This window comes from Microbacterium sp. EYE_78, from assembly GCF_023149035.1.
In the GTDB taxonomy this organism is placed as follows: domain Bacteria; phylum Actinomycetota; class Actinomycetes; order Actinomycetales; family Microbacteriaceae; genus Microbacterium.
This window is the reverse complement of the sequence record NZ_JAHXMY010000002.1, coordinates 785,442-809,055: the sequence shown is the minus strand read 5'-3', so window position 1 is coordinate 809,055 and position 23,614 is coordinate 785,442. Positions and strand designations below refer to the sequence as shown.

Here is a 23,614-nt window from a genome sequence, read left to right as displayed (position 1 = left end):
ATCCCAGCTGTAGAAGCGGCAGGTTTTCGCCCGATTCGTCCGACGGCGAGCGGGACGAGCATGATCCATGGGCGGATCGTCAAGCACCTTGCTGAGGCAGACATGGTTCTCTGCGACCTGAGCCAAAATAATCCCAACGTCTTCTTCGAGCTAGGCGTTCGGACCTCGTTGAACAAGCCAATCGCCCTTGTCCGGGACGAGCACCTCATCATCCCGTTCGACACGGCGGGGCTGAACACCCATGCTTACTCCTCGACTCTGGACGTCTGGACGCTGAAGAACGAGGTCGCGGCTCTCGCAGACCATATCTCAGCTAGCGAGAAAGAGTGCGCTGGAACGAACCCGATGTGGCGTCACTTCGGCGTCGCCATCTCCGCCGCCAAGCCCTCAGAAGAGCTGACTCCTGCTGAGGCCCGCATCGAACTCCTCACGGACAGGCTCGGCACGCTCGAGGAGCGACTGGACAATGGTGTCGGTCGTGCTGCTCATGCCTATCCGGTTCGCGATAGCTCTCTTTCTTCGAGCCTCATTGATGTCGATGGAGTTCGTTCGGTGGAGATCTCGAGAGCCACAAAGAGCCAGCTGCAGCGGGTCAAACTGGCAACCGTGAAATCCGAGCCTGACGATCAGATAATGCGGGCGGGCGTTGTGGCGAACGTTGCCAGAGAGCTCGGCTTGGCCGTGTCGGTGGATCATACGACGCCGGAGCTGATTGAGCTTCGGATGACGCCACTCCAACGCGCGGAGCATTATTGGTGAGGCAACGGTAGTAGCGATTTCGTACGTTGCGCGGGAACAGCATCGCGATCTCCTTCTTCCCGGCCTGTTCGATCAGGGAGCGCTTGGCGTCCTCGCGGGCGTCGGCGGCTTGGGCCTGCAGGACGCCGGCGAGCGGTGCACCACGATCGATGGCCGCCACCAGGTGCTCGAGCGCCCGTGACAGGGGCGGGACGTCGAGGCGTCGACCGAGGTCGACCAACGCGTCCGAGAGGTTCGAGCCGGTCCCGCTGTCGAGGACGGCCCGACGCACCTCGACGGTCAGCTCGCCGGAGCCGATCTCCCCCACCCGGTGCAGCGCGTCGCGGAGTCCCTCCCCCGCGGCCAGGCAGAGGGAGAGGAACTCCAGCAGCGTGGGCAGCTCGTCCTCCACCCTGGCTCGTCGCCTGCGGGCTGCGGAGGTCAACCGGAAGTCGTACAGGGCGGCTGCGGAGAGACCCGTGACCGCCGGAAGCACGACCGCAGCCGGCACGGCGCGGCCGACCAGCACCAAGCCGACCACGACGAGAGCTCCGACGGCGACTCCGATGACCACCCAAGTGAGCTGACGGGCACGGAAGACGGCCGCATCCAGCGTCCACCCCGCCTGCCGGAGCCGCCGCTCGATGCGGGCGGCTCCTCCCAGCGCGCCGATGAGGCGGTCCCGACGCGACCGCCAGTCGATCGGGGCCGGTGCGAGCGGGGTGAGCCCCCGGGGGTCGGCGATGTCGCGCAGATACGGCGCGACGCGCCGGGACAACGTGGGCGCCGACACACGCGGGACCCGTGTCGAGACCAGCACGACGCCGCAGGCGAACGCAGCCCCGAGCACGATCGCGATCGCGAACTCCGTCACGCCGCTCACGCGAACCACCGCCGCGGCTCGGGGAGCCGACCGATGCCGAGCATCAGGCGGAACGCGACGAAGGACACGGCCGCGCCGAGCAGGATGACGGTCGCCCCTTCGGGACTCCTGTAGGCCGTCGCCCCTTCGGGCCGGAGCGCGAGGAGCCCGAGGATGACCCATGGCGCCACCACACCCAGGACGGCAGCGCCGCGGATCCAGGACTGTCGTGCCTCGATCTCCGCCCGCAGCGCCGCCTCGGCGCGAACCGAGGCCGACAGCGCGCGCAGGACCGTCGTGAGTTCGGTTCCCCCGACCTGACGCGCCATCCGCAGCGCCTCCACGATCCGATCCGCGACGGGGTCCGCCAGCCGCGCCTTCAGCCGGAGCGCACCGGAGTCGAAATGCCCGGATGCCGCGACATCGGCGGCGAACGCGGCGAACGCGGGTCGCAGCGGCGGTGGACCGACCTCGCCGAGTGCGGAGACCGCGTCGGGCAGCGACATGCCCGACCTGACGGACGCAACCAGGAGGTCGCACACATCGGGCCACAGCTGACGTCGAGACTTCTGCAGTCGTCGCGCCCTGCCCCGTAACCACGCGATCGGGGCCACGAGCCCGGCCGCGGCGGCCACCGCCGCGAAGGCGACCAGCCCGCTGACGAGCCAGACCACCGCGCCCGCCAGGGTCCCCGCCACGACGCACACGGCAGCGAGATGACCGGGCGAGACGTGCCCGAAGCCGGCTGCCTGGAGGAGCAGGGCGGATGCGCCCCGGCGGCGAATCGGCCGCGACCCGCCCCCTGCCGGCCAGAGCCAGGGAGAGAAGGCGAGCAGCATGCCGGCGGCGAGGCAGACGCCGAGGACGGTCGTCATGGCCTCGCCCCCGCGAAGACCACGCGGGTCTCGACCGCAGCGTCCGTGATCCGGCCTGTGGGAGCGACGATTTCCGCGACGTGCCGACGACCGAGCTCGTCCCGGCGGCAGTGCACAACGAGGCCCACCGAGGCGGCGATCGCCGGAAGGAGGAAGTCGCGGTCGATGTTACGGCCGGCGAGCAGCGGCAGCGACGCGAGCTTGCGCAGGGCGTCGCCGGCGGAGTTCGCGTGGATCGTCGCCGCACCCGGCACCCCGGTGTTCAGCGCCAGCAGCAGGTCGAGCGCTTCGGCATCGCGGACCTCACCGATCACGAGGCGATCGGGCCGCATACGCAGCGCCTCCTTCACGAGACGGCGGAGACTCACCTCCCCCGTGCCTTCGAGGCTCGGCTGGCGCCCCTGCAGCGCCACGAGATCGGCCGCCTGGGCGTTGAGCTCGAACGTCTCCTCCACGGTGACGATCCGGTGCTCGCTCGGCGCCGCCGCGATCAGCGCTCCCAGCAGGGTGGTCTTGCCGGCGTGGGTGGCCCCGGAGACGATCACGCTGGTGCCGTCGCGCATCGCTCGGCGCAGCACGGCGGCGGCCTCCGGTGCGACCGAGCCCGCGCCGACCAAGTCGTCGATGGTCCGGAACCGGGTGAGGAACTTCCGGATGTTCACGGCCCAGTGGCGTCGGGTGATGTCCGGGATCACGACGTGGAGCCGGGACCCGTCGGGCAGTGAAGCGTCGACGAACGGCTGGCTGAGGTCGACACGTCGGCCGGTGGCGTGCAGCATCCGCTCGACGAGGTCACGGACGGCGGTGTCGCTGAGGACGATCGGGGCGCGCTCGTTGCGACCCTCCCGCGCGATGTAGACGCGGTCGGGCGCGTTGATCCAGATCTCCTCGACCTCGGGGTCGTCGAGCAGGGCCTGGAGCGGGCCGTATCCGGCCACGGTGGACAGGATGTCCCTGACGGATGCCGCCTCGTCCTCGATGACGTCGACGCCGCGCGCGAGGGCGAAGTCGTTGTGCCGGCGGACCTCACTCCGCGCGATCATCGTCGCCCGCTCGGGGTCGCGGGCCGGGTCGACCTGCTCGCTCCGGAGTCGCTGGCGCACCCGCTCCGCGACCGCGGTGAGGCCTCGGTGCGCGGCGATGGGGGACGCGATGCTCATGGCCTGGGATCCTCGCAATCGGACGGACATCCGCGAGGGAGTTATCCACACGGTTCTCGGGGGTCATCCCTCCCAGGTCGCGCACACCCGTCGCCCTAGACTGAACACACCCGCGGGAGTGGTGAAATCGGCAGACACGCAGGATTTAGGTTCCTGTGCCTTCGGGCGTGGGGGTTCAAGTCCCCCCTTCCGCACGAGGTACCCGTGTGCCTCATCCTTTGCACCCACCGACCTGCGACCCCTCGTCGCTCCGATCTCGAGGAAGCCCGTGCACCCCTTCGCTCTGATTCCGTGGCTGGATCCCGAGACCATCATCAACGCGGCGGGTCCCTGGGCCCTCGTCGTGGTCTGCTTCATCGTGTTCGCCGAAACCGGCCTGCTCGTCGGCTTCCTGTTGCCGGGCGACACGCTGCTCATCATGGCGGGACTGCTGTCGAACCCCGTCACGCACGCTCCCAACGGCGTCTTCGGGGTGAACGTCTGGATCGTCGGTCTCCTGATCGGTCTCTCGGCCTTCGTCGGCGGCGAAGTCGGCTATCTCATCGGACGCAAGGGCGGTCCCGCCGTCTTCGAGCGGAAGGAATCAGGGCTCTTCAGTCGCAGCAACGTCGAGCGCACGAACGCCTTCTTCGAGCGGTACGGCGGGGTGACGGTCATCCTCGCGCGATTCGTGCCGATCGTCCGCACCTTCGCGCCGGTCGCCGCGGGCGTCGGCAAGATGGCCTGGCACAAGTACTCGCTCTACAACCTGATCGGCGCCGTCATCTGGGGCTTCGGTCTGACGGTGCTCGGCTACCTCGTCAGCCTCATCCCGGGCGTCGGGGAGTTCGTCGCCGAGTACATCGACGTCATCCTGCTGGTCGCGGTCGCTGGAACGGTGATCTTCATCGTCTGGCACTACTTCGCCGAGAAGCGGAAGGTGAAGCGCGAAATGGCGGCGGGAGCCGACGGCGTCACCGACAGCGCCGAGGCGCAGGAGCTCATCCTCGAGCCGGAGGCCTTTGACGACCAGCCTGAGGCGCGGCGGGGAGACGGGTCGACTCGCTGATCAGGAGGCCTTCTTCTTCGCGGGCTTCTTCTTCGCCGGCGCCGGCTTCTCGTCGGCGTCATCCTTCCGGGTTGCGTCCTTCCCGGAGCGTGCGGCGCGGCTCTTCTCGACGCTGGCCCGGAGGGCCGCCATCAGGTCGATGACCTCGCCGCCCTCGGCATCGGCCTTCTCGCCGAAGGTCTCGGCGGTGTCGAACGCGTCACCCTTCTCGAGCTTGGCCTCGATGAGCGTCCGCAGTTCCTGCTGATACTCGTCGGCGAACTCGGTCGGGTCGAAATCGCTCGAGAAGCTGTCGACGAGGGATGCCGACAGCTCGAGTTCCTTGCCCGAGATCTTCACGGGCTCGTCGAGGACCGGGAAGGACGCCTCTCGCACCTCATCGGCCCAGAGGAGCGTCTGGAGGACGAGCACATCGCCCCGCACCCGGAGCGCCGCGAGGCGGGTCTTCTGCCGCAGCGCGAAGCGGACGATGGCGGTGCGGTCGGTCTGCTCGAGCGTCTGCCGCAGCAGCACATAGGCCTTCGGGGACTTCGAGTCCGGCTCGAGGTAGTAGGCCTTGTCGAGGGTGAGCAGGTCGATCTGCTCGGTGGGGACGAATTCGACGACCTCGATCTCGCGGCTGCGCTCGCTCGGCAGCGCAGCGAAGTCGTCGGAGGTGAGCACGACGGTCCGTTCGCCGTCGTCGTAGGCCTTGTCGATGTCGGCGTAGGGGACGACCTCGCCGTCGATCTCGCAGATGCGCTGATACCGGATGCGTCCGCCGTCGGCCGCGTGCACCTGGTGCAGGGACACATCGTGATCCTCGGTGGCGGAGTACACCTTCACCGGGACGTTGACGAGGCCGAAGGTCAGGGCGCCTTTCCAGATCGCTCTCATCACACCAGTACACACCCGCCACACCCCGGTGCCATAGGGGTTGCGCACTACTCTGGGCCCATGCCAGCCGCGCCGCAGGAGGTCGTCGTCGACGGACGCCGGCTTCGGCTGACCAACCTCGACAAGGTCATGTACCCCGCGACGGGGACCACGAAGGGCGAGGTCATCGACTATCTCACCCGCATCGCCCCGGTGATCCTCCCCCACCTCGAGGGTCGTCCGGTCACCCGCATCCGCTGGCCCGACGGCACGGACGAGGGATCGTTCTTCGCGAAGCACCTCGAGGCCGGCGCGCCGTCGTGGGTGACGCGACGCCCGATCGAGCATTCCACCGGCGCGAAGGACTACCCCCTCGTCGACGGCGTACCCACCCTCGTGTACCTCGCCCAGGTCGCCTCCATCGAACTGCACGTGCCGCAGTGGCGCTTCGACCCGGACGGCACGAGGCGCGGTCCCGACCGCCTCGTCCTCGACCTCGATCCCGGGCCGGGTGTCGGCCTCGCCGAGTGTGCGGGCGTGGCGCGCTGGGCGCGCGCGATCCTCACGGATCTGGGTATGGAACCGGTCCCCGTGACGAGCGGGAGCAAGGGCATCCACCTCTACGCTCCGCTGGACGGTTCGCGCACGAGCGATGAGATCAGTGCATTCGCCAAGGAACTCGCTCGTCTGCTCGAAGCCGACCACCCGGATCTCGTCGTCAGCCAGATGTCGAAGGCCGTGCGACCGGGGAAGGTCTTCATCGACTGGAGCCAGAACAACGGCAAGAAGACGACCATCGCGCCGTATTCGCTGCGGGGACGAGACCGCCCGACCGTCGCGGCACCCCGCTCCTGGGACGAACTCGAGCGTCCTGACCTGCGCCACCTGTTGTTCGACGAGGTGCTCGCGCGCGTAGCCGAGCGCGGCGACGTCTTCGCCTCCCTCGCACCCGCCGGAGCCGGCCCGCTGACGTCCTACATCGCGAAGCGCTCACCCGAGCGGACGCCGGAGCCGGTGCCGGCCTCACCCGCCGGAGCCGCACAGCCGGACGCAGCCCGGTTCGTGATCCAGGAGCACCACGCCCGGCGACTGCACTACGACCTCCGACTGGAGCGCGAGGGGGTCCTCGTCAGCTGGGCGGTGCCGCGGGGCATCCCGCAGTCGCCGGCCAAGAACCACCTCGCAGTCATGACCGAGCCGCACCCCATGGAATACCTCGACTTCGCCGGGGACATCCCGGCCGGCGAATATGGGGCCGGGTCGATGTCGATCTGGGACTCCGGCACGTTCGCGCTGGAGAAGTGGCGTGACGACGAGGTGATCTTCACGCTGACCGGGCGGGAGGACGGGCCCCTCGGGCACGTGCGCCTCGCACTCATCCGGACGAGCGGCGACGGCGAGAAGTCGCAGTGGCTGCTGCATCGCATGAAGACGGATGCCGAGACTCCCCCGGCGGTCGGCGGTCGCGCTCCGGCGGCGACGCCAGCCACCGCACCGGCACCAGCACCGGCACCGGCACCGGCACCGGCACCGGCACCGGCACCGGCACCGATGCTCGCAACCTCGTCGAGCCCGTCCCTGGCCCGCCACGCCGCCGATCGCTGGGGACCGTGGGTCGAGTTCAAATGGGACGGTGTCCGCGCCCTGGGCATCTGGGACGGTCGGCGTCTGCACCTGCGCGCGCGCAGCGGCACGGACATCACCGCACGGTATCCGGAGCTCACGACCGGCGACGCGGGCCTCGGTTCCGGGCCGTGCGTCATCGACGGCGAGATCGTTGCGCTCGATGACCGCAGCCGTCCGAGCTTCTCCCTGCTGCAGCACCGGATGCATCTCACGAAACCGGGCGAGATCGACCGTGAGGCGCGACGCATCCCCGTGCGGTTCATGCTCTTCGACCTGCTCGAAGTCGACGGGATGGATGCCGCGCCGCTCCCCCTGTCGCAGCGTCGTGAACTGCTCGAGGGCATCGCCGCCGACGCGATCGATGCGATCGCCGTGCCGCCCGTCGCCGATGACGTCGACGACGGGCTGGCGACCGCCCGCGAGCTCGCCCTGGAAGGCGTGGTGGTGAAGGACCCGTCCTCGACCTACCGCCGCGGTGCGCGCAGCGAGCAATGGCTGAAGGTGAAGCTGACGCGCATGCAGGAGGTCGTGATCGGCGGCATCCGTCCCGGCAGAGGCGGGCGCACCGGCGCCATCGGATCGCTGCTGATGGGCATCCCGAGCGCGGCCGGCCTGCGGTATGTCGGACGCGTGGGATCCGGTTTCAGCAACGCGATCCTGTCCAGGCTGGATGCCGCGCTGACGCCGCTGCGCACCGACACGAACCCGTTCATCGACATCGGTCGCGCCGAGGCATCCGATGCGCTGTGGCTGCGGCCGGAGCTGGTCGGCGAGGTCGAGTATGCCGAGGCGACGCCGAACGGCACGCTGCGCCACGCTCGCTGGCGGGGCCTCAGGCCCGACAAGACCCCGGACGAGGTGCGGACGGAGACGGACGTCTGAGCCGCGCGCTCGTCAGGCGTTCTGGATCAGGTTCAGCTGCGTGCCGTCGAGGTCGACGAGGAACGCGACCCGCCCACCCCACGGTTCGATGCGGGCCGGATGCAGGCGGGGGTGGCCGTCGGCGGTCTCCGGGACCCCGGAGGCGGCGATCTGCTGATAGAGCCCGTCGAGATCATCGACACGCACACTGCAGACAGCCGACCCCGTCGCGGGGTCGAGATCGGGGAACGGGAAGAACTCCAGCTCGAGCGCGCCGCGGCGCAGGATGAGCCATTCCGCTCCGCGGTACGTGACGGCGAACCCGAACGCCCCGTAGAAGGCGACGGTCGCGTCGAGATCACGCGAGGGCAGGACGGGGACGGTGCGGTCGGTCATCCGCCCACCGTAGCGATCGGCCGGTCGACGGTCAGGCGTGGGCGTCGTGCTCGACGTGTCCGGCGGGCTCGAGCTGGAACGTCGAGTGCTCGACGTCGAAGTGCCTCGAGAGGCAGGACTGCAGCTGCGACAGCAGCGCGCCGGCACGATCGTCCGCGAAGAGGGCCGGCGCGACGACGACATGCGCCGTGAAGACGGGCGCACCGCGCGTCAGCTGCCACACGTGGACGTCGTGCACGTCCACCACGCCGTCGGTGCCGAGGATGTGCTGCCTGATGTCCGCGACCCGTGTCCCGACCGGTGCCCGTTCCCCCAGGACGGCGAACACCTCGCGCAGCAGGGTGACCGCGCGCGGGACGATGAGCGCGGCGATCACCAGCGACGCGACGGCGTCCGCCGGCATCCATCCGGTCAGCCAGATGACTCCCGCCGCGACGAGCACGACCACCGACCCCAGGAGGTCCCCGAGGACCTCGAGGTAGGCGCCGCGCACGTTGATGCTCGTCCGCTGCGCCGCGCCCAGGACGTAGAGCGAGACCGCGTTGGCGACCAACCCGATCAGTGCGACGACAAGCATCGGGAGGCCCTGCACCTCGCCGTCCGACGGATCGATCAGGCGGCGCACCGCCTCGACGGCGATCCACGCGCCGAGCGCGATGAGGATGACGGCGTTCAGCAGTGCGCCGAACACCTCTGCCCGCTGATATCCGTACGTCTGCCGCTCGTCCGCGGGGCGCGCGGCGACCGACGCCGCGACCAGGGCGATGACGAGTCCGGAGCTGTCGGTGAACATGTGCCCGGCGTCGGCGAGCAGTGCAAGGGACCCTGTCAGCACGGCCCCGACCACCTGCACGACCAGGACCGTCGCCGTGATCGCCAACGAGATCGTCAGCAGGCGACGCGGATGCCCGGCGCGGATGCCGGTGGGCGCGTGGTCGTGCATGGTTCGAGGCTACGGCCGCCCGTGTCCCACGATCGCCGGATCCGGCAACTCGGGAATGAGTCCGATTCTCAGCCTCAGTGGACGGTCAGAGCGCCGTCAGCAACGGCCCCAGTGACGTGAAGGCGCGAGCGCGGTGCGACGTCGCGTTCTTCTCCGTGGGTGTGAGCTCCGCCGCCGTCCGACCGTCGGCGTCGTCGGGGACGAAGACCGGGTCGTAGCCGAAGCCGTTCGCCCCGGCGGGCGCGGTCGCGAGACGGCCCGGCCACACGCCTTCGACCACGTGCTCGTCGCCGCCGGGCACCACCAGGGCGATCGTCGACACGAACTGCGCCGACCGGTGCGGGTCGGCGATGTCGGAGAGCTGATCGAGCAGGAGCTCATAGTTCGCGACGCCGTCCTTGCGGTGTCCCGCCCAGTAGGCGGAGAAGACGCCGGGCGAGCCGCCCAGGACGTCCACACTGATCCCGGAGTCGTCGGCCATGGCCGGCAGGCCCGTGTGCGCGGCGGCCGCCCGCGCCTTGATCAGCGCGTTCTGCGCGAAGGTGACGCCGTCTTCGACCGGCTCGGGACCGTCGTAGCCGACCACCTCGAGGTCGGGACGCGTCGCAGCGACGATCGCGCCGAACTCCTCGACCTTGTGCGCGTTGTGGGTGGCCAGAACGATCCGTCGACGCTCGGTCACGGGCGCTCCTCGGCGAGGGCGGCCAGCTGTGTCTCGCGAAGATCGTCGCAGCCGGCCACCCCGAGATCCAGCAGCGCGTCGAGCTCCCGCTTGTCGAAGGGGGCTCCCTCGGCGGTGCCCTGCACCTCGACGAACAGGCCGCGACCGGTGACGACGACGTTCATGTCGGTCTCTGCGCGGACATCCTCGACATAGGCGAGGTCGAGCATCGGCTCGCCGTCGATGATGCCCACCGAGACCGCCGAGACGGAGTCGAGGAGCGCCTTCGCGTTCTTGCCGACGAAGCCCTTCGCCCGTCCCCACTCGATGGCGTCGGCGAGGGCGACGTAGGCGCCGGTGATCGCGGCGGTGCGGGTGCCGCCGTCCGCCTGCAGGACGTCGCAGTCGATCACGATCGTGTTCTCTCCGAGCGCCTTGGTGTCGACGACGGCGCGCAGCGCGCGTCCGATGAGGCGCGAGATCTCATGCGTGCGTCCGCCGACCTTGCCCTTGATCGACTCGCGGTCGTTGCGGGAGTTCGTCGCGCGGGGCAGCATCGCGTATTCGGCGGTCACCCATCCTTTGCCCTTGCCCGTCAGCCACCGCGGCACGCCGTTGGTGAAGGATGCCGTGCACAGCACCTTGGTGCCCCCGAAGGAGACGAGGGCCGACCCTTCCGCGTGCGCGTTCCACCCTCGTTCGATGGTGACGGGGCGGAGCTGGTCGACGGAGCGGCCGTCGGCGCGGGTCGTGTCGGTCATGAGTGTCCCTTCGGTAGGTCGATGGCGCCGGTCTGCACGAGTCGGACGGCGCTGACGCCGCGCCCCATCAGTCGATCGGCGAGGACGAGGAAGTCATCGGCGGAGTCGCCCGTGGCCTCGTACACGTGGGTGGTGCGGGCGTCGGGACCCGCGAGCAGATCGCGGGAGACCAGCTGTCGGTAGACGTCCTTCGCGGTCTCGGTGTCGCTTGAGACGAGCGACACGTCGGGGCCCATCACATAACTGATGGCGCCCTCGAGGAAGGGGTAGTGGGTGCAGCCGAGGACGACGGTGTCGACGCCGGCATGCCGCAGCGGCGCGAGATACTCCTCGGCGACCCGCAGGACGTCGGGGGTGTCGGTGATCCCCGCCTCGACGAACTCCACGAAGCGCGGACAGGCCTGGGCGAAGACGGTCAGTCGCTCGTCCACGCCCAGCATGTCCTGATAGACGCCGGAGCCGATCGTCCCCGCGGTTCCGATGACGCCGATGCGGCCGTTTCGAGTCGTCGAGATGGCCGTACGGACTGCCGGTCCGATGACCTCGACGACCGGGACGTCGTAGCGCTCCCTGGCATCGCGCAACAGCGCGGCGGACGCGGTGTTGCAGGCGATCACGAGCATCTTCACACCCTGATCGACCAGCGTGTCCAAGACCTCGAGCCCATAACGGCGGACGTCGGCGATGGGCTTCGGGCCGTACGGGGAGTGCGCCGTGTCGCCGATGTAGAGGACGGATTCCCGCGGCAGCAGCTGCGAGACCGCTCGCGCCACCGTGAGCCCGCCGACACCGGAGTCGAAGATCCCGATGGGTGCGTCCGTCACGATCATCCAGCCTAGTCGCGCGGCGATAGGGTGACCGAATGGGCACCTCCACGGCGTTGCTGACCGATCGCTACGAGCTCACGATGCTGGATGCGGCACTCCAGGACGGCACCGCAGCTCGCCGCTGCGTGTTCGAGCTGTTCGGGCGGCGTCTGCCGGGTGGGCGGCGGTTCGGCGTCGTCGCGGGCACGGGCCGCTTCCTCGCTCAGCTGCGCGACTTCCGTTTCGAGGAATCCGAGCTCGCGTTCCTCCGCGACAACCGGATCGTCAGCGCCGAGACGGTCCGCTTCCTCGAGGGGTACCGATTCCGGGGCACGGTCACCGGATACCGCGAAGGAGAGGTCTACTTCCCGGGCTCCCCCATCCTGACCATCGAGGGCACGTTCGCCGAGGCCGTCGTGCTCGAGACGCTCGCCCTCAGCATCCTGAACCATGACTCGGCCGTGGCCACCGCCGCAGCCCGCATGAGCATCGCGGCCGGTGATCGACCGCTGGCAGAGATGGGTTCGCGCAGAGCGGCCGAGCGCTCGGCCGTCGCGGCCGCGCGCGCCGCCTACATCGCGGGCTTCTCGGCGACGAGCAACCTCGAGGCCGGCCGGACGTGGGGCATCCCGACGATGGGCACTGCGGCGCACGCGTGGACGCTCCTGCACGACTCCGAGGAGGACGCGTTCCGCAGTCAGATCGCCGCCTTCGGAACGGCAACGACCCTGCTCGTCGACACCTACGACATCCGCCGGGGCGTCGAGACCGCGATCGCCGTCGCCGGCACGGGGCTCGGGGGCGTCCGACTCGACTCCGGCGACCTGCCGACTGTGGCCGCGTCCGTCCGCGCGCAACTCGACGAGCTCGGGGCCACCTCGACGAAGATCACCGTCACGAGCGATCTCGACGAGTTCGCCATCGCCGCGCTCGCGGCATCCCCGGTGGATTCCTACGGAGTCGGGACCTCAGTCGTCACCGGATCCGGCACGCCGACGGCGGGCATGGTCTACAAGCTCGTGGCCCGACAGGACTCCGCGGGTGGCTGGGTGGCCGTGGCCAAGGCGTCGACGTCGAAGGCGTCCGTCGGCGGGCGCAAGGCGGCGTTCCGCACCTTGCGGAACGGCGTGGCCACGTCGGAGCTGGTCGTCGTCGCCGACGGGTTCGAGGAGTTGCCGACGCCCGGCAGCCGAGCGGACGCGCGTGAACTCCAGACGATCCTGGTCCAGGATGGTGAGCTGGATGTCGCATATCTGGGCGCCGACGGGGTGTCGGCGTCGCGCGAACACCACTTGACCGTGCGGGAGGAGCTCCCCGTCTCGGCCCTCGCACTCAGCCGCGCCGACCCGGCGCTGCAGACGGTCTACGAGGTCAGCGAGGCGTAGATCTCTTTGCACGTCGGGCAGACCGGGAACTTCTCCGGGTCACGTCCGGGCGTCCACTTCTTGCCGCACAGCGCACGGACCGGCTTGCCGGTGATCGCGGACTCGAGGATCTTGTCCTTCTTCACGTAGTGCGAGAATCGCTCATGATCACCGGGCTCGATGGTCTCCTCGCGGATGAGCTCCTCGAGTTCGCGGTCGAGTGTGGCGAGGCCGCCCTGATCCGGGCTGTCGATCGGCGTGCTCATTCCCCCGAGTGTACTGCGCGGACGGGGTCCGTGGACGGGTGCGCGGCGCGTCCCCGGTCACAGGGTCTCGGCGAACTCCATGATCCGACTCGAGCGCCGCACGAAGGCGACGCCGCCGATGAAGACTCCGATCAGCAGGGTCATCCCACCGATGACGATCCCCGCCCAGAAGGACTGCCACACCGCCGATGGGTCGCCGGTCAGGGCCTGCCAGCCCCACCACAGGCTCGGGACGGACAGGACGACCGCCCCGAGCAGCACAGCCGCCTGAGCGAGCGTGCCGCCGGTGCGCTGGGGCTGCTCGAAGGGGCCCTCCCCCGGGCGCGAGACGGCGTACGGCGCGACCACGGACGAGATCGAGCTGAGCCCCAGACCGCTCAGGAACAGCGCGATGCACACGCCGACCATGGCGGGGAGGATCGCCCACCGGTCGTGCAACCAGACCGAGACGGTGATGGCGACGGCGAGGAGCGGGACCCCCACGAAGACGACCGGCACGAGACGACCCACCCGGTCGGCCACCCCGCGGACGCCTGCGGAGATGTGCAGCCAGACGCCGGTGGAGTCGTAGGCGAGGTCGTTGTGCGCGAGCCACCCCAGGAAGAGTGCGAGGACGGGCGCCGGGATGAGCGCGACCGTCTGCACGGGGACCCCGACGATCAGCAGCGGGACCACGATCAGCACCGACGCGATGGGGACGATGACGAGGTTGGCGAGATGACGAGGATCGCCGAACCAATACACGATGCTCCGCGCGGCGATCGCGCCCCCGGGAAGCCCCGGCATGACGGCGAACCAGCCGAGTCCCCGACGCTCCCGCACGGGTACGGGCCGCTCGGTCGCGGTCATCATCCGGCGGACGAGCAGCATCCAGATCCCGAGGAGCCCGAGAACGGTTGCCGCACCCACCAGGGCCGATGCGACCCCGGCCGCGCCGCCCCGCAGCGCGAGAGCGGAGGAGGCACCCAGGGGGGTGAGCGCGAGCACGTCCGCCGCCTCCGTCAGCTGCGACGGGACGCCCTCCGACCATTCGAGGGAGACGAGGAAGACGGCGGCCGGGAAGACGACGATGCCCGCCGCGGTGATCATGAGCCCCGTCAGCTGCGGCGACCGGCGGTCGCGGAGTGCGACCGCGGCGACCGCCATTGCGCAGCGCGCTCCGACGACGCAGGTGACCGTGAACAGGATGGCGCCGAGGACGGCGAGCACGACGGGGGCGCCGTGACCGACCCACGCGACCGCCATGGCGACGGCGACCGCGGCCGTGGCGAGGGCGGGAACGGACGCGAACGACGCGACGACCGCGGAGAGGGCGACTGAGCGCGGGTCGGATCCGGTGACGAGGAATCTCCGGGGATCGAGAGGGTCGTCGGCTCCGATGAACAACGGAACCAGCAGGAACCCGATGACGATCGCACTGCCGAGCACGGTCGTCAGCGTCGCGGCGACGTCGTCGGAGACGCGGTCGAGACGGACGACGGCGATGCAGACCGCCGCGACGGCGACCGCCAGGACCGTAAATCCGGCGAAGCGGCGGACCAGGACGGCAGGGCGGGCGTTCAGGGATCCGACCAGGAGGGCGAGCCTCAGTCGGAGTACGTGTGCAACCACTCGAGCCCCTCGACATCGCTCAGCCCGCCCGAAAGCTGGACGAACCGCTCCGCCAGCGTGTGATCGCCCTTCACCTCATCGACGGTGCCTCGGGCCAGGACCTGCCCGGCGACGATGACCGCGACGCCGTCGCACACGCGCTCGACGAGGTCCATCCCGTGGCTCGAGAGGACGACGGTGCCGCCGCGCGCGACGTACGCCGACAGGATGTCGAGGATGACGGCGCTGGAGACCGGGTCAACCGATTCGAACGGCTCGTCGAGGACGAGCAGGCGCGGCGCGTGGATCATCGCGCCGGCAAGCATGATCTTCTTCGTCATGCCGGCGGAGTAGTCCGACACCGGCCGGGTGAGTGCGGCTGTGAGGTCGAAGGCCCGCGCCAGGTCGGCGGTGCGTTCCGCCACGACGGCCGGTCGGAGCCCGCGAAGGACTCCGTAATAGTGGAGGAGCTGCCGCCCGGTCAGCCGGTCGAATGTCCGAAGCCGGTCGGGGAGGACGCCCATGAGCGACTTCGCCGTTCGCGGATCGGCCCGCAGATCGATGCCGGCGATGCGGATCTCGCCCGCGTCCGGACGCAGCAGCCCCGCGATCATGGAGAGCGTCGTCGTCTTACCGGCGCCGTTGGGACCCACAATTCCGTAGAAGGTCCCGGCGGGGATCTCGAGGTCCACGCTGTCGACGGCGCGCGTCTGGCCGAAGGACTTCGACACACCCGTCAGCGTCAGCGCGGACGGACCGACCTCAACGACTGCCGCGGGCTCACGGGCGTCCTCGTTCGGCACCACGGCGGCGAACACCGCGGTGGCGTCATCGGCGGACCGCGATTCGAGAACCGGCTCGGGCCCGGGCCCAGGCAGCGGCTCGGGCTCGGTTTCGGGCTCGAGCTCGACGATCTCGGGCTCGGACTCGAATCCTGACTCGGGCTCGGAATCCGGCTCGGACTCGACCTCAGGCTCGACAATCTCGGGCTCGGGCTCGGGCTCGGGCTCGACGACAGCCTGGGGCTCGGGCTCGGGCTCGACGACAGCCTGGGGCTCGGGCTCGGGCTCGACGACAGCCTCGGGCTCGGGTTCGGTGATTTCGGGCTCGATTTCCCGTTCTGCCTGCAACTCGGGCTCGGGCTCGACGACAGCCACGGGCTCGAGCTCGGGCATCACGGCCGTCTCGGGCTCCGGCTCACGGGCCTCGTCCGGGTCGACGACCGGCTCCGACTCGACGACCGGCTCCGACTCGACGACCGGCTCCAGCTCGACGACCGGCTCCGGCTCCGGTTCGACGACCGGAATCGGGTCGGCAGCGACGGGGTACGCCCGGGTGGCGGTGTCCGCGGTCGGCACCGCGTCGAACCGTGCGGCGGCGACTGCCGCGGGGAGCTCCGGCCGCGGTGGCACGGCATCCGCGCTCGGCTCGGCGGGCGCGGGCTTCTTCGACTTCTTCGGCTTCCGGGCCGGTCGCGGCGGCCGCTGCTGCTCGGGCGCGCTCCCGGCATTCCCGACCTTCGGGTCCTCGACGCTCAGGGCCGCCGCCGCGAGACGAGCGGCCAGTTCGGCGGCCGGGACCGAGGGGGGAGGAGGAGGCTGGACGCCCTCGCCGCCGGACGCTGACGCCGGCTGGCGGGGCGGGCGTGTCGGCGAAGGTGTCACCCGACAAACCTAGCAAGGCGCGTTGCGGCATCCTGCGGTGTCCCCCATCGGACCCCGCATCACGAATCGGCAACGGGGTCGCCCGGTTCGGGGGCTTTTCAGGTGTGATCGGTACCATGGGGTGGGCACGAAGATGTGTCTTTCCGATGAACGGACAGTGACCACATCGTCAGGAGCAGCCCGTGACCCCCAAGATCGTCATCCTCGCAGCCGGAATGGGCTCGCGCCTCGGCAGGAGCCTGCCCAAGCCCCTCACGACGCTCGGTGACGGCCGCACCATCATGGGCCAGCAGCACGACAACATCCGGGCGGCGTTCGGCCCGGCAGCGAAGATCACCACCGTCGTCGGGTACCGCGCGGAGACGGTCGTCGACGCGTTCCCCGACGTCGACTACGTCTACAACGACCGCTACGACCAGACCAACACGTCGAAGAGCCTCCTCCGTGCCCTGAAGGCGACGGGTAAGTCGGGCGTGCTGTGGATGAACGGCGACGTCGTCTTCGACCCCCGCGTCCTCGGCCGTGCCCTTGCGCTGGTCGAGAGCGAGACCTCCTTCGTCACGGTCAACACGGCCAAGGTCAGCGACGAAGAGGTGAAGTACACCGTCGACGCGACCGGTCACATCGCGGAACTGTCGAAGACCGTCGTCGGCGGACTCGGCGAAGCGGTCGGCATCAACTTCATCTCCCGGGCGGACAAGCCCGCCCTCATCGCTCAGCTCGCGCGCGTCGGCGACCAGGACTACTTCGAGCGCGGCCTCGAACTCGCCATCGCCGAGAACGGCGTGCGCGTGCAGCCGCTCGACATCTCGGACCTCTACGCCGTCGAGGTGGACTTCGCCGAGGATCTGGAGCGGGCCAACCTCTACGTGTGACCGGCTGACCCCGGGACGCCGGCGCAGACGTAGGCTCGAGTCGACATGACCGAGGTCCACCGCATCCATTCCCTCCCGGACGACGCCCCCTGGTCAGGGGGCCTGCCGCCCGAGGGATCCCCCGAGCACCCCCTGGCGATCCGCGCGCTCGACAGGGTCCTCTCCGTGCAGCGCCCCGTGGTGGTGGCGCACCTCCGCGGGATCCGTGCCCGTCACCCCGAGGCATCCACCGCGGACATCGCGAGGATGCTGGAGCGACGGTATCTCGCAGCGGTGACCACCGGCGGCGCCGCGGTCGGGGCCACCGCCGTGGTGCCGGGGATCGGCACCGGTGTGACCCTGGCCCTCAGCGGCGTCGAGACCGTCGGGTTCCTCGAGGCGACGGCGCTCTTCGCCCAGTCGCTCGCCGAACTGCACGGGATCCGCGTGGAGGACCCCGACCGCGCCCGGGCGCTCGTGCTGACGCTCATGGTCGGCAAAGAGGGCGTCGACCTCGTGTCGCAGTTCGCGCGTCAGGCGAGCGGGAAGGGACCGGCACGATCCGCCTACTGGGGCGACATGGTCACGCGCTCACTCCCCCGCGCCGTCGTCGGGCCGCTCGTCGACCGCCTGAAATCCACTTTCCTGCGCCGCTTCGCCGCGCAAGGCGGGGCGTCGGTCCTGGGCAAGGCGCTGCCGTTCGGGGTGGGCGCCGTCATCGGCGGCGCCGGCAACCACATCCTCGGACGCCGCGTCGTCGTGGGCGCTCGCCGAGGATTCGGGATGCCTCCGGCCGCCTACCCGGCTGAGCTCGAACCGCGCGAACGGGCGCCCCGTTCCCGCCCGCGGACGCCGCGGATGCTCTCCCGTCGGGCTCGCGGCGGCGAGGACGGGGAGTCGTCCGAGTGACTCCCTTCCTCGCAGTCCTCCTTCTGGTGAACGCGGCGTTCAACGTGCTCGTCTGGCCGAGCTTCTTCCGTCGCGTCGCGAAGGATCCGCGGGCCAGGGATGCCGGGGGTCGTCCCACGCGCTTCCTGACGGTGCACGCCGTCCTCGTCGGCGCCGCCCTGCTGCTCGCGGCCGTGTCGGCGATCGTTGGCGTCCTCGCCCTCCGCGAGGTGTAACCCGGAGTCAGTCGTCCTCGACCTCGTCGTCGTCCTCATCGAGGACCTCGACGGTGACCGCGTGCCACCGCTCCCACTCCACCATCAGCCTGGCGATCGCGTCGTGGAACCGAGCCGACGATGCACCGGGGGTGGTGTCGCCGAAATAATGGCGCACCCAGTGCTCCAGGCGTGAGACAGCGGTCGGATCCGTCCGCACCCGTTCGATGTCCACGAGCATCCGAGCGGACTCACCCGCGTCGAGCCACTCGGCATCCGACAGGTAGCCTCCGGTGTCGACGGTCGCCTCCGCCGCGACGGGCCGTGTGACGAGGAGGGGCTTGCCGGTCGCGAGGCGGTCGTAGACCATCGCGGAGATGTCCAGGATCGCGACGTCGGAGGCGGACAGCTGCCAGCCGAGGTCCGGCCCGTCGTCGAAGACATGCTGGGCGGAGCGGTCCGCGGCGTTCGCCGCAGCGATGGCCGCGACGATCCGGCGATGTGCGGCGCCGTACTCGGCGTCGACGACCCCCGACCGGGGATGCGGGCGGTAGATGAGACGGTGCGCCGGAGAGGCCAGGATCGCTTCGGCCAACGCGACCCCGTGCGAGCGGATTGAGCCGTACAGCGCCGACGGGCGGTCCCCCTCCCATGTCGGCGCGTAGAGCACGACGATCCGCTCGTCCGGGACGTAGGGCAGGTCGCCGGTGAAGTGGTCGGCCTGCGGACGGCCGATGGCGATCGTCCTACTGTCCAGGTCGTACGACCAGAGGACCCGCGACAGACGTGCTCGCGCGGCATCCCCTGCGATGAGGGCGTAGTCGTAGGCCTTGAACTGATTTGTCGTCATGTACATCTTGTCGGACTCGCCGTGGTTGATGAACACGTGCCACCGGTGCCCGTAGCGGAACATCTGGAAGTTCCGGGTGTTCTGATTCACGTAGAGGACGACGCGGATGTCCTGCTCGGCGACGTAGCGCTCGAGATCTGCCACGGTCGGCACGAAGGCGACCGGAAGCGCACCGTCATCCATGATCGCCCGCGCACCGGTGGGGTTCCGACTCAGCACCACGACGGGCCACGACTCCGCGATGCGCTGCAGCGGCCGGTACCACTGACGCACCTGATACATGTTGACGTCGCCGTCGGCGAAGTAGAGCGCGATGCGGTAGTGGTGGCGCCCGGCGAGCGGCACCGACGGGCGCCTCCGGCGGACCTCTCCCACCGCCCGACGGTTGTCGACGACCTTCCGGACGAGGGCGAGCACCTTCCGGGCGTCGGCGATCGCGATCATCCCGCCAGTTTACCGAGCGTTCACCTGGCGGCCGGCCCGGGCCCGGCGGCACCGGCGTGGCATGATCGACGAGTGCATGACCATCACCCCGCCGCCAGGGACGCGCCCGTCCCACCGCCGGGGGTCACCTTCGTCATGCCCGTCCTGAACGAACGCGAGTACCTTCAGCGCGCCGTCGACACCGTCTTGGCGCAGCGGCTGGACGATCCGGTCGAGCTCATCCTCGCCCTGGGGCCGTCTCGCGACGGCACGTCCGAGCTCGCACAGCGCATGGCCGAGGACGACCCGCGCATCCGGCTGGTCGACAATCCCGCGGCCGACATCCCGGTCGGACTCAATCTGGCCATCCGCGAGGCCAGACATCCCACCATCGTCCGGGTGGACGCCCATTCCGAGCTCGATCCCGACTACACCGCCCGCGCGGTCGCGACACTGGCCCGCACTCGCGCCGCGAACGTCGGTGGGGTCATGCGCGCGGACGGCCGCACCCCGTTCCAGCGAGCGGTCGCCCGCGCGTACAACTCGCGTGTCGGGCTCGGCGGCGGCGCGTACCACGGAGGCGGGACCGAGGGTCCCGCCGAATCGGCCTACCTCGGGGTGATCCGTCGCAGCGTGCTGGACGAGGTCGGCATGTTCGATGAGACGATCCGGCGTGGCGAGGACTGGGAGCTGAACCTCCGCATCCGTCGTGCGGGGTACCGCGTGTGGTTCGACCCCTCGCTCGCCGTCACCTACTGGCCGCGCGCGAGTTGGATGCGGCTGCTCCGACAGTTCGTCGCGACAGGCACCTGGCGGGGCGAGCTCGTCCGACGCTTCGGCCGACAGAACTCCCTCCGGTTCTTCGCTCCGCCCGCTCTGGTGCTCGCTGCGGTCCTGAGCGCGGCCGCGGCCGTGGTCCAGGTGACCGGGGTTCTGCCCTTCCCGTGGTCCGCGCTGGTCTCGGCCGTCCACGCGCCCGTCGCGGTCTACGCCCTCGGCGTGCTCGCGTTCGCGGCGTTCTCGCCCGCCGGGTCGCTCCGGGAGCGAGGCTGGCTCGCCGCCGTCGTCCCCACGATGCACCTCGCCTGGGGTGTGGGATTCCTCGTCGGCCTCGTCCGCGGCGCGAAAGACACGGTCGACACGTCGCGCCTCGACCGCAACACGCCGCTCCCCTGAACGGCGGCGGGCTCAGCCGCGCTCGACGAACCCCTGGTCCAGCAGGCGGGCGACCACCCGCTCGGCGGCGCGACCGTCGTCCCGCGCGTTGAACCGGGCAGCCCACGCGGCATACCGGTCGGCGAAGCGCTCGGACGTGCCGGGATCCAGGAGGGCTGCGGTGAGGTCCTCCTGCGTGGCGGTCACCGGTCCCGGGGCGCGACCAGCGAGATTGAAGTAGAACCCCCGCAGGCGCCCGCGGTAGTGCTCCAGGTCGGGGGTGAAGAAGTACACCGGCTTGCCGGTCGCGGTGAAGTCGAACATGACGGACGAGTAGTCGGTCACCAACGCGTCCGCCGCCAGGAGCAGCTCGGAGATGTCGGGGTATCCCGTGACGTCCACGACCCGTGAACCCGCACGGTCGCTGCCCGGGATGAGCGTGCGGGAATGCCCGCGCACGAGGACGACCGCCCCGGCATCCCGCGCGAGCCGCTCGGCGTCGAGGAAGTCGACCATCTGCTCGCGGTCGTCACGCCACGTCGGCGCATACAGGATCGCCCGGTCGCCCTCCGACAGACCGAGCGAGGCGCGGGCTGCCGCACGGTCCCCGGTGCGCAGGACATCGTTCCGCGGATAGCCCTCGACCCACACGGGCCGGCCGACGAAGGCGTACGCCTTCGCCAGGATGCGCGCTGCATACGGGTTCTGCGCGAGGAGCACATCCCACCGTCTGCTCTCGCGGAGCACCGCCAACGCCCGACGCGGATCGAATCCCGGCCGGTGCAGTGCGAGGCGCTTCAGCGGCGTGCCGTGCCAGGTCTGCAGCACCCGCTGGCCGGGACGCCGCACGAACCGCCGACGGAGCCAGTCGTTGACGATGAGCAGTCGGGCGCTCCCCCGCGCCCGCCACCACTCGGGCGATCCCTCGACCACCGCCGTCGCGCCGCCCGGCACCTCGACGGACAGGTCGACGACGCTCCAGTAGCGCGTCACCCCCGGGGCCGTCCGGGCCAGTTCCGCGTCGATCGCCCGAGGATTGCAGCTGGCGTTGCGTCCGTAGAAGCTCTCGAAGAAGACGGCGTTCTCAAGTGCCTCGCCGCCGGCCGCGTACGCACGCTCGAGGACCGCCTGCCCGGCGGCGTCCGCGTGCGCGTCAGCGAGCGGCGGCCCGACCACGAGCGTCCCGTCCGACAGCGTCGCAGCGAGGGTGGTTCCGACGGTGCGCGGCATCCCGACGCCGGAGAGCATCGCGCCGTCCAGCCGCAGCTCGTAGCCGCCGCTCGGAAGGGCCCGCACTGCGCCGCCCCATCGCGCGATCCGCAGCGGAAGCTCCGCGCGCCAGCGACCCCGCGTCGTGTCGATCGTCGCGGCTGTCCGCGCGCGTCGCCCCCGCGCGTCGAGCTGCTCCGGCGCAGTCCCGTCGCCCTCGACGACGAGGACGTCGTCCTCGGTGCGCAATGCGACGCGGATCATGGGGCCCCCTCGGATGGCGGTCGCGCGTCGAGTGCGCGTCGGATGGCGCGGTGGACGCGCTCGGCGTTGCGCCCGTCCCGGTGGGCGTGGACGCGCGCGCTGAGCTCCGCTGCCCGCGTCGCGCGGCGGGCACGCTCGCGGTCGTCGCGCAACACGAGGTCGAGCTGCTCGCTCGTCGTCCGCCAGTCGTCGGCCACGTCCTCCCCCGCGACGTCGCGGTAGCGGCCGTAGAACCCGCGGCTGCGCGCATAGGCGTGTTCGTCCGGCGCGAAGCACAGGACCGGGACGGGTACCAGGGCGCTGTCGTAGATCAGCGAGGAGTAGTCCGTGATGAGCACATCGACTCCGGGCAGGACGGGCGTGACGTCGGCGAGGACGTCGGCGCCCAGCATCCGGACCCGCGTCGTCGACGTCGGCGGCGCGTACTCCCCCGCACCGAGCGGGTGCGACCGCACGAAGAGGACGGCGTCGTTCGCGGTCAGGACATCGACGAGTCTCGTCCAGTCCTGTGCCGAGGGGATGCCGGGGTCGGGCGCCCCGTCGCGCCACGTCGGTGCATAGAGGACCACCCGACGGGAGCCGAGATCACCGGTGGATGCCTCGATCGTCCGGCGCGCCGCGTCGCGCCGCGCGGACGCCGTGCCGCTTGAGAGCACGTCGACACGCGGTTCGCCCGTGATCGGCACACGCTCGTCGGGCAGTCCGAAGGCTGATTCCAGCCGACCGCGGACGAGGTGCGAGGCCGCGGGCAGCAGGCGGATGCGGCGCTGCGTGCGCGCGTACGCGATGCGCAGGATCCGGGTGAGCCCCGGAACGTTCCGCGGTGCGCGGACGGTGACCGCGGAGTCGAGCCCCAGTCGCTTCAGCGGGATGCCGTGCCACAGCTGCACGAGGAACGACCCGCGAGTCGCGTAGCGGTTCACATCTCCCGCACCGTGCGTCACGACGACGACGCGTGCGCGAGCCGTCAGCCAGAAGCCGCGCACTGACCGCTTGCGCGCCGTGGGGATGCCTGCAGCCGCAGCGGCCGCAGCCTCGGCGTCGGACGCGACGAGCCACGTCGCATCCTCACCTGCAGCGGACGCGACGTGCCAGAGCGCCAGCGCGCCGTCCGCGATCCCGACGGCGCACCCGAAGACCCAGCGGCTCCGGCTGCGCGGGATCAGGAACGTCGCCAGCGACCCGGCGACGTGCAGGGGGATCCGAAGCACCTGGGCGGCATTGCCGGATGCGAACGAGAACGACCCCACCCCGCGAGCCTAGCGCGGGGTGGGGTCGTT

Annotated in this window: 22 protein-coding genes and 1 tRNA gene; 8 read left to right on the top strand and 15 right to left on the bottom strand. The window is 70.4% G+C overall.

Annotated features, from left to right (window positions below):
- Positions 1–592: 592 nt before the first annotated feature.
- Genes KZX17_RS15210 through KZX17_RS10900 form a run of 3 tightly spaced genes read right to left on the bottom strand, consistent with a single transcriptional unit; the run spans position 593 to position 3,635 of the window.
- Entirely contained in the window at positions 593–1,621 is a 1,029-nt protein-coding gene (locus tag KZX17_RS15210) for a type II secretion system F family protein (RefSeq protein ID WP_248173214.1), read from the bottom strand.
- Entirely contained in the window at positions 1,618–2,475 is an 858-nt protein-coding gene (locus KZX17_RS10905; protein WP_248173211.1) for a type II secretion system F family protein, read from the bottom strand. The genes KZX17_RS15210 and KZX17_RS10905 overlap by 4 nt, the downstream gene beginning before the upstream one ends.
- Positions 2,472–3,635 (bottom strand): CpaF family protein, encoded by a 1,164-nt coding sequence (locus KZX17_RS10900; RefSeq protein WP_248173208.1) that lies wholly within the window; start codon positions 3,633–3,635, stop codon positions 2,472–2,474. Before KZX17_RS10900 ends, KZX17_RS10905 begins: the two co-directional genes overlap by 4 nt.
- A gap of 112 nt (positions 3,636–3,747) precedes the next feature.
- Here KZX17_RS10900 and KZX17_RS10895 point away from each other — a divergent pair.
- Positions 3,748–3,829 (top strand) — tRNA-Leu (locus KZX17_RS10895).
- A 74-nt stretch (positions 3,830–3,903) separates the two neighbouring features.
- Positions 3,904–4,683 (top strand): VTT domain-containing protein, encoded by a 780-nt coding sequence (locus KZX17_RS10890; RefSeq protein ID WP_248173205.1) that lies wholly within the window; start codon positions 3,904–3,906, stop codon positions 4,681–4,683.
- On the opposite strand, the gene KZX17_RS10885 is transcribed toward KZX17_RS10890, so the two are convergent.
- Positions 4,684–5,559, bottom strand: coding sequence for a Ku protein (locus KZX17_RS10885; protein WP_248173201.1), 876 nt, complete (start codon positions 5,557–5,559; stop codon positions 4,684–4,686).
- A 60-nt stretch (positions 5,560–5,619) separates the two neighbouring features.
- Here KZX17_RS10885 and KZX17_RS10880 point away from each other — a divergent pair, with 60 nt between their 5' ends.
- The gene (locus tag KZX17_RS10880) at positions 5,620–8,046 is read left to right on the top strand and encodes an ATP-dependent DNA ligase (RefSeq protein ID WP_248173198.1); all 2,427 of its coding nucleotides are present in this window, start codon (positions 5,620–5,622) and stop codon (positions 8,044–8,046) included.
- 12 nt (positions 8,047–8,058) lie between these two features.
- Here KZX17_RS10880 and KZX17_RS10875 read toward each other — a convergent pair whose 3' ends face one another.
- The 5 genes from KZX17_RS10875 to murI form a co-directional block, all read right to left on the bottom strand.
- Complete coding sequence (locus KZX17_RS10875; RefSeq protein WP_248173195.1) at positions 8,059–8,421, bottom strand: bleomycin resistance protein; 363 nt, start codon at positions 8,419–8,421, stop codon at positions 8,059–8,061.
- A 31-nt stretch (positions 8,422–8,452) separates the two neighbouring features.
- The gene (locus KZX17_RS10870) at positions 8,453–9,364 is read right to left on the bottom strand and encodes a cation diffusion facilitator family transporter (RefSeq protein WP_248173192.1); all 912 of its coding nucleotides are present in this window, start codon (positions 9,362–9,364) and stop codon (positions 8,453–8,455) included.
- A gap of 85 nt (positions 9,365–9,449) precedes the next feature.
- Positions 9,450–10,046, bottom strand: coding sequence for an RdgB/HAM1 family non-canonical purine NTP pyrophosphatase (gene rdgB, locus KZX17_RS10865; RefSeq protein WP_248173178.1), 597 nt, complete (start codon positions 10,044–10,046; stop codon positions 9,450–9,452).
- Entirely contained in the window at positions 10,043–10,786 is a 744-nt protein-coding gene (gene rph, locus KZX17_RS10860; protein WP_248173176.1) for a ribonuclease PH, read from the bottom strand. Before rph ends, rdgB begins: the two co-directional genes overlap by 4 nt.
- Positions 10,783–11,610, bottom strand: coding sequence for a glutamate racemase (gene murI / locus KZX17_RS10855; RefSeq protein WP_248173173.1), 828 nt, complete (start codon positions 11,608–11,610; stop codon positions 10,783–10,785). The genes rph and murI overlap by 4 nt, the downstream gene beginning before the upstream one ends.
- Before the next feature lie 38 nt (positions 11,611–11,648).
- On the opposite strand from murI, the gene KZX17_RS10850 reads away from it, so the two are divergent.
- Positions 11,649–12,977, top strand: coding sequence for a nicotinate phosphoribosyltransferase (locus KZX17_RS10850; RefSeq protein ID WP_248173170.1), 1,329 nt, complete (start codon positions 11,649–11,651; stop codon positions 12,975–12,977).
- On the opposite strand, the gene KZX17_RS10845 is transcribed toward KZX17_RS10850, so the two are convergent.
- Genes KZX17_RS10845 through KZX17_RS10835 form a run of 3 tightly spaced genes read right to left on the bottom strand, consistent with a single transcriptional unit; the run spans position 12,956 to position 16,476 of the window.
- The gene (locus KZX17_RS10845) at positions 12,956–13,222 is read right to left on the bottom strand and encodes a DUF3039 domain-containing protein (RefSeq protein WP_248173167.1); all 267 of its coding nucleotides are present in this window, start codon (positions 13,220–13,222) and stop codon (positions 12,956–12,958) included. The genes KZX17_RS10850 and KZX17_RS10845 overlap by 22 nt on opposite strands.
- A gap of 57 nt (positions 13,223–13,279) precedes the next feature.
- A complete protein-coding gene (locus tag KZX17_RS10840) occupies positions 13,280–14,833 on the bottom strand; it encodes a hypothetical protein (protein ID WP_248173164.1) in 1,554 nt (517 codons plus the stop codon).
- On the bottom strand, positions 14,809–16,476 hold the full coding sequence (locus KZX17_RS10835) for an ATP-binding cassette domain-containing protein (protein ID WP_248173161.1): 1,668 nt from the start codon (positions 16,474–16,476) through the stop codon (positions 14,809–14,811). Before KZX17_RS10835 ends, KZX17_RS10840 begins: the two co-directional genes overlap by 25 nt.
- Before the next feature lie 182 nt (positions 16,477–16,658).
- On the opposite strand from KZX17_RS10835, the gene KZX17_RS10830 reads away from it, so the two are divergent.
- Genes KZX17_RS10830 through KZX17_RS10820 form a run of 3 tightly spaced genes read left to right on the top strand, consistent with a single transcriptional unit; the run spans position 16,659 to position 18,454 of the window.
- Positions 16,659–17,351 carry a phosphocholine cytidylyltransferase family protein gene (locus KZX17_RS10830; RefSeq protein WP_248173159.1) on the top strand — a complete coding sequence of 231 codons (693 nt, stop codon included), beginning with the start codon at positions 16,659–16,661 and terminating at the stop codon, positions 17,349–17,351.
- 45 nt (positions 17,352–17,396) lie between these two features.
- A complete protein-coding gene (locus KZX17_RS10825) occupies positions 17,397–18,239 on the top strand; it encodes a hypothetical protein (protein WP_248173156.1) in 843 nt (280 codons plus the stop codon).
- Positions 18,236–18,454 (top strand): SCO4848 family membrane protein, encoded by a 219-nt coding sequence (locus tag KZX17_RS10820; RefSeq protein ID WP_248173153.1) that lies wholly within the window; start codon positions 18,236–18,238, stop codon positions 18,452–18,454. The genes KZX17_RS10825 and KZX17_RS10820 overlap by 4 nt, the downstream gene beginning before the upstream one ends.
- Positions 18,455–18,461: 7 nt before the next feature.
- On the opposite strand, the gene KZX17_RS10815 is transcribed toward KZX17_RS10820, so the two are convergent.
- Positions 18,462–19,727 carry a hypothetical protein gene (locus KZX17_RS10815; protein ID WP_248173150.1) on the bottom strand — a complete coding sequence of 422 codons (1,266 nt, stop codon included), beginning with the start codon at positions 19,725–19,727 and terminating at the stop codon, positions 18,462–18,464.
- A gap of 72 nt (positions 19,728–19,799) precedes the next feature.
- Between KZX17_RS10815 and KZX17_RS10810 the strand changes: the two genes are divergently transcribed.
- Positions 19,800–20,882 (top strand): glycosyltransferase family 2 protein, encoded by a 1,083-nt coding sequence (locus KZX17_RS10810; RefSeq protein WP_308194587.1) that lies wholly within the window; start codon positions 19,800–19,802, stop codon positions 20,880–20,882.
- A gap of 12 nt (positions 20,883–20,894) precedes the next feature.
- Here the strand turns inward: KZX17_RS10810 and KZX17_RS10805 are convergent, their stop codons facing one another.
- Entirely contained in the window at positions 20,895–22,334 is a 1,440-nt protein-coding gene (locus KZX17_RS10805; RefSeq protein WP_248173144.1) for a CDP-glycerol glycerophosphotransferase family protein, read from the bottom strand.
- Positions 22,331–23,584, bottom strand: a complete 1,254-nt coding sequence (locus KZX17_RS10800) for a CDP-glycerol glycerophosphotransferase family protein (protein ID WP_248173141.1) — start codon at positions 23,582–23,584, stop codon at positions 22,331–22,333. The genes KZX17_RS10805 and KZX17_RS10800 overlap by 4 nt, the downstream gene beginning before the upstream one ends.
- Positions 23,585–23,614 lie beyond the last annotated feature (30 nt).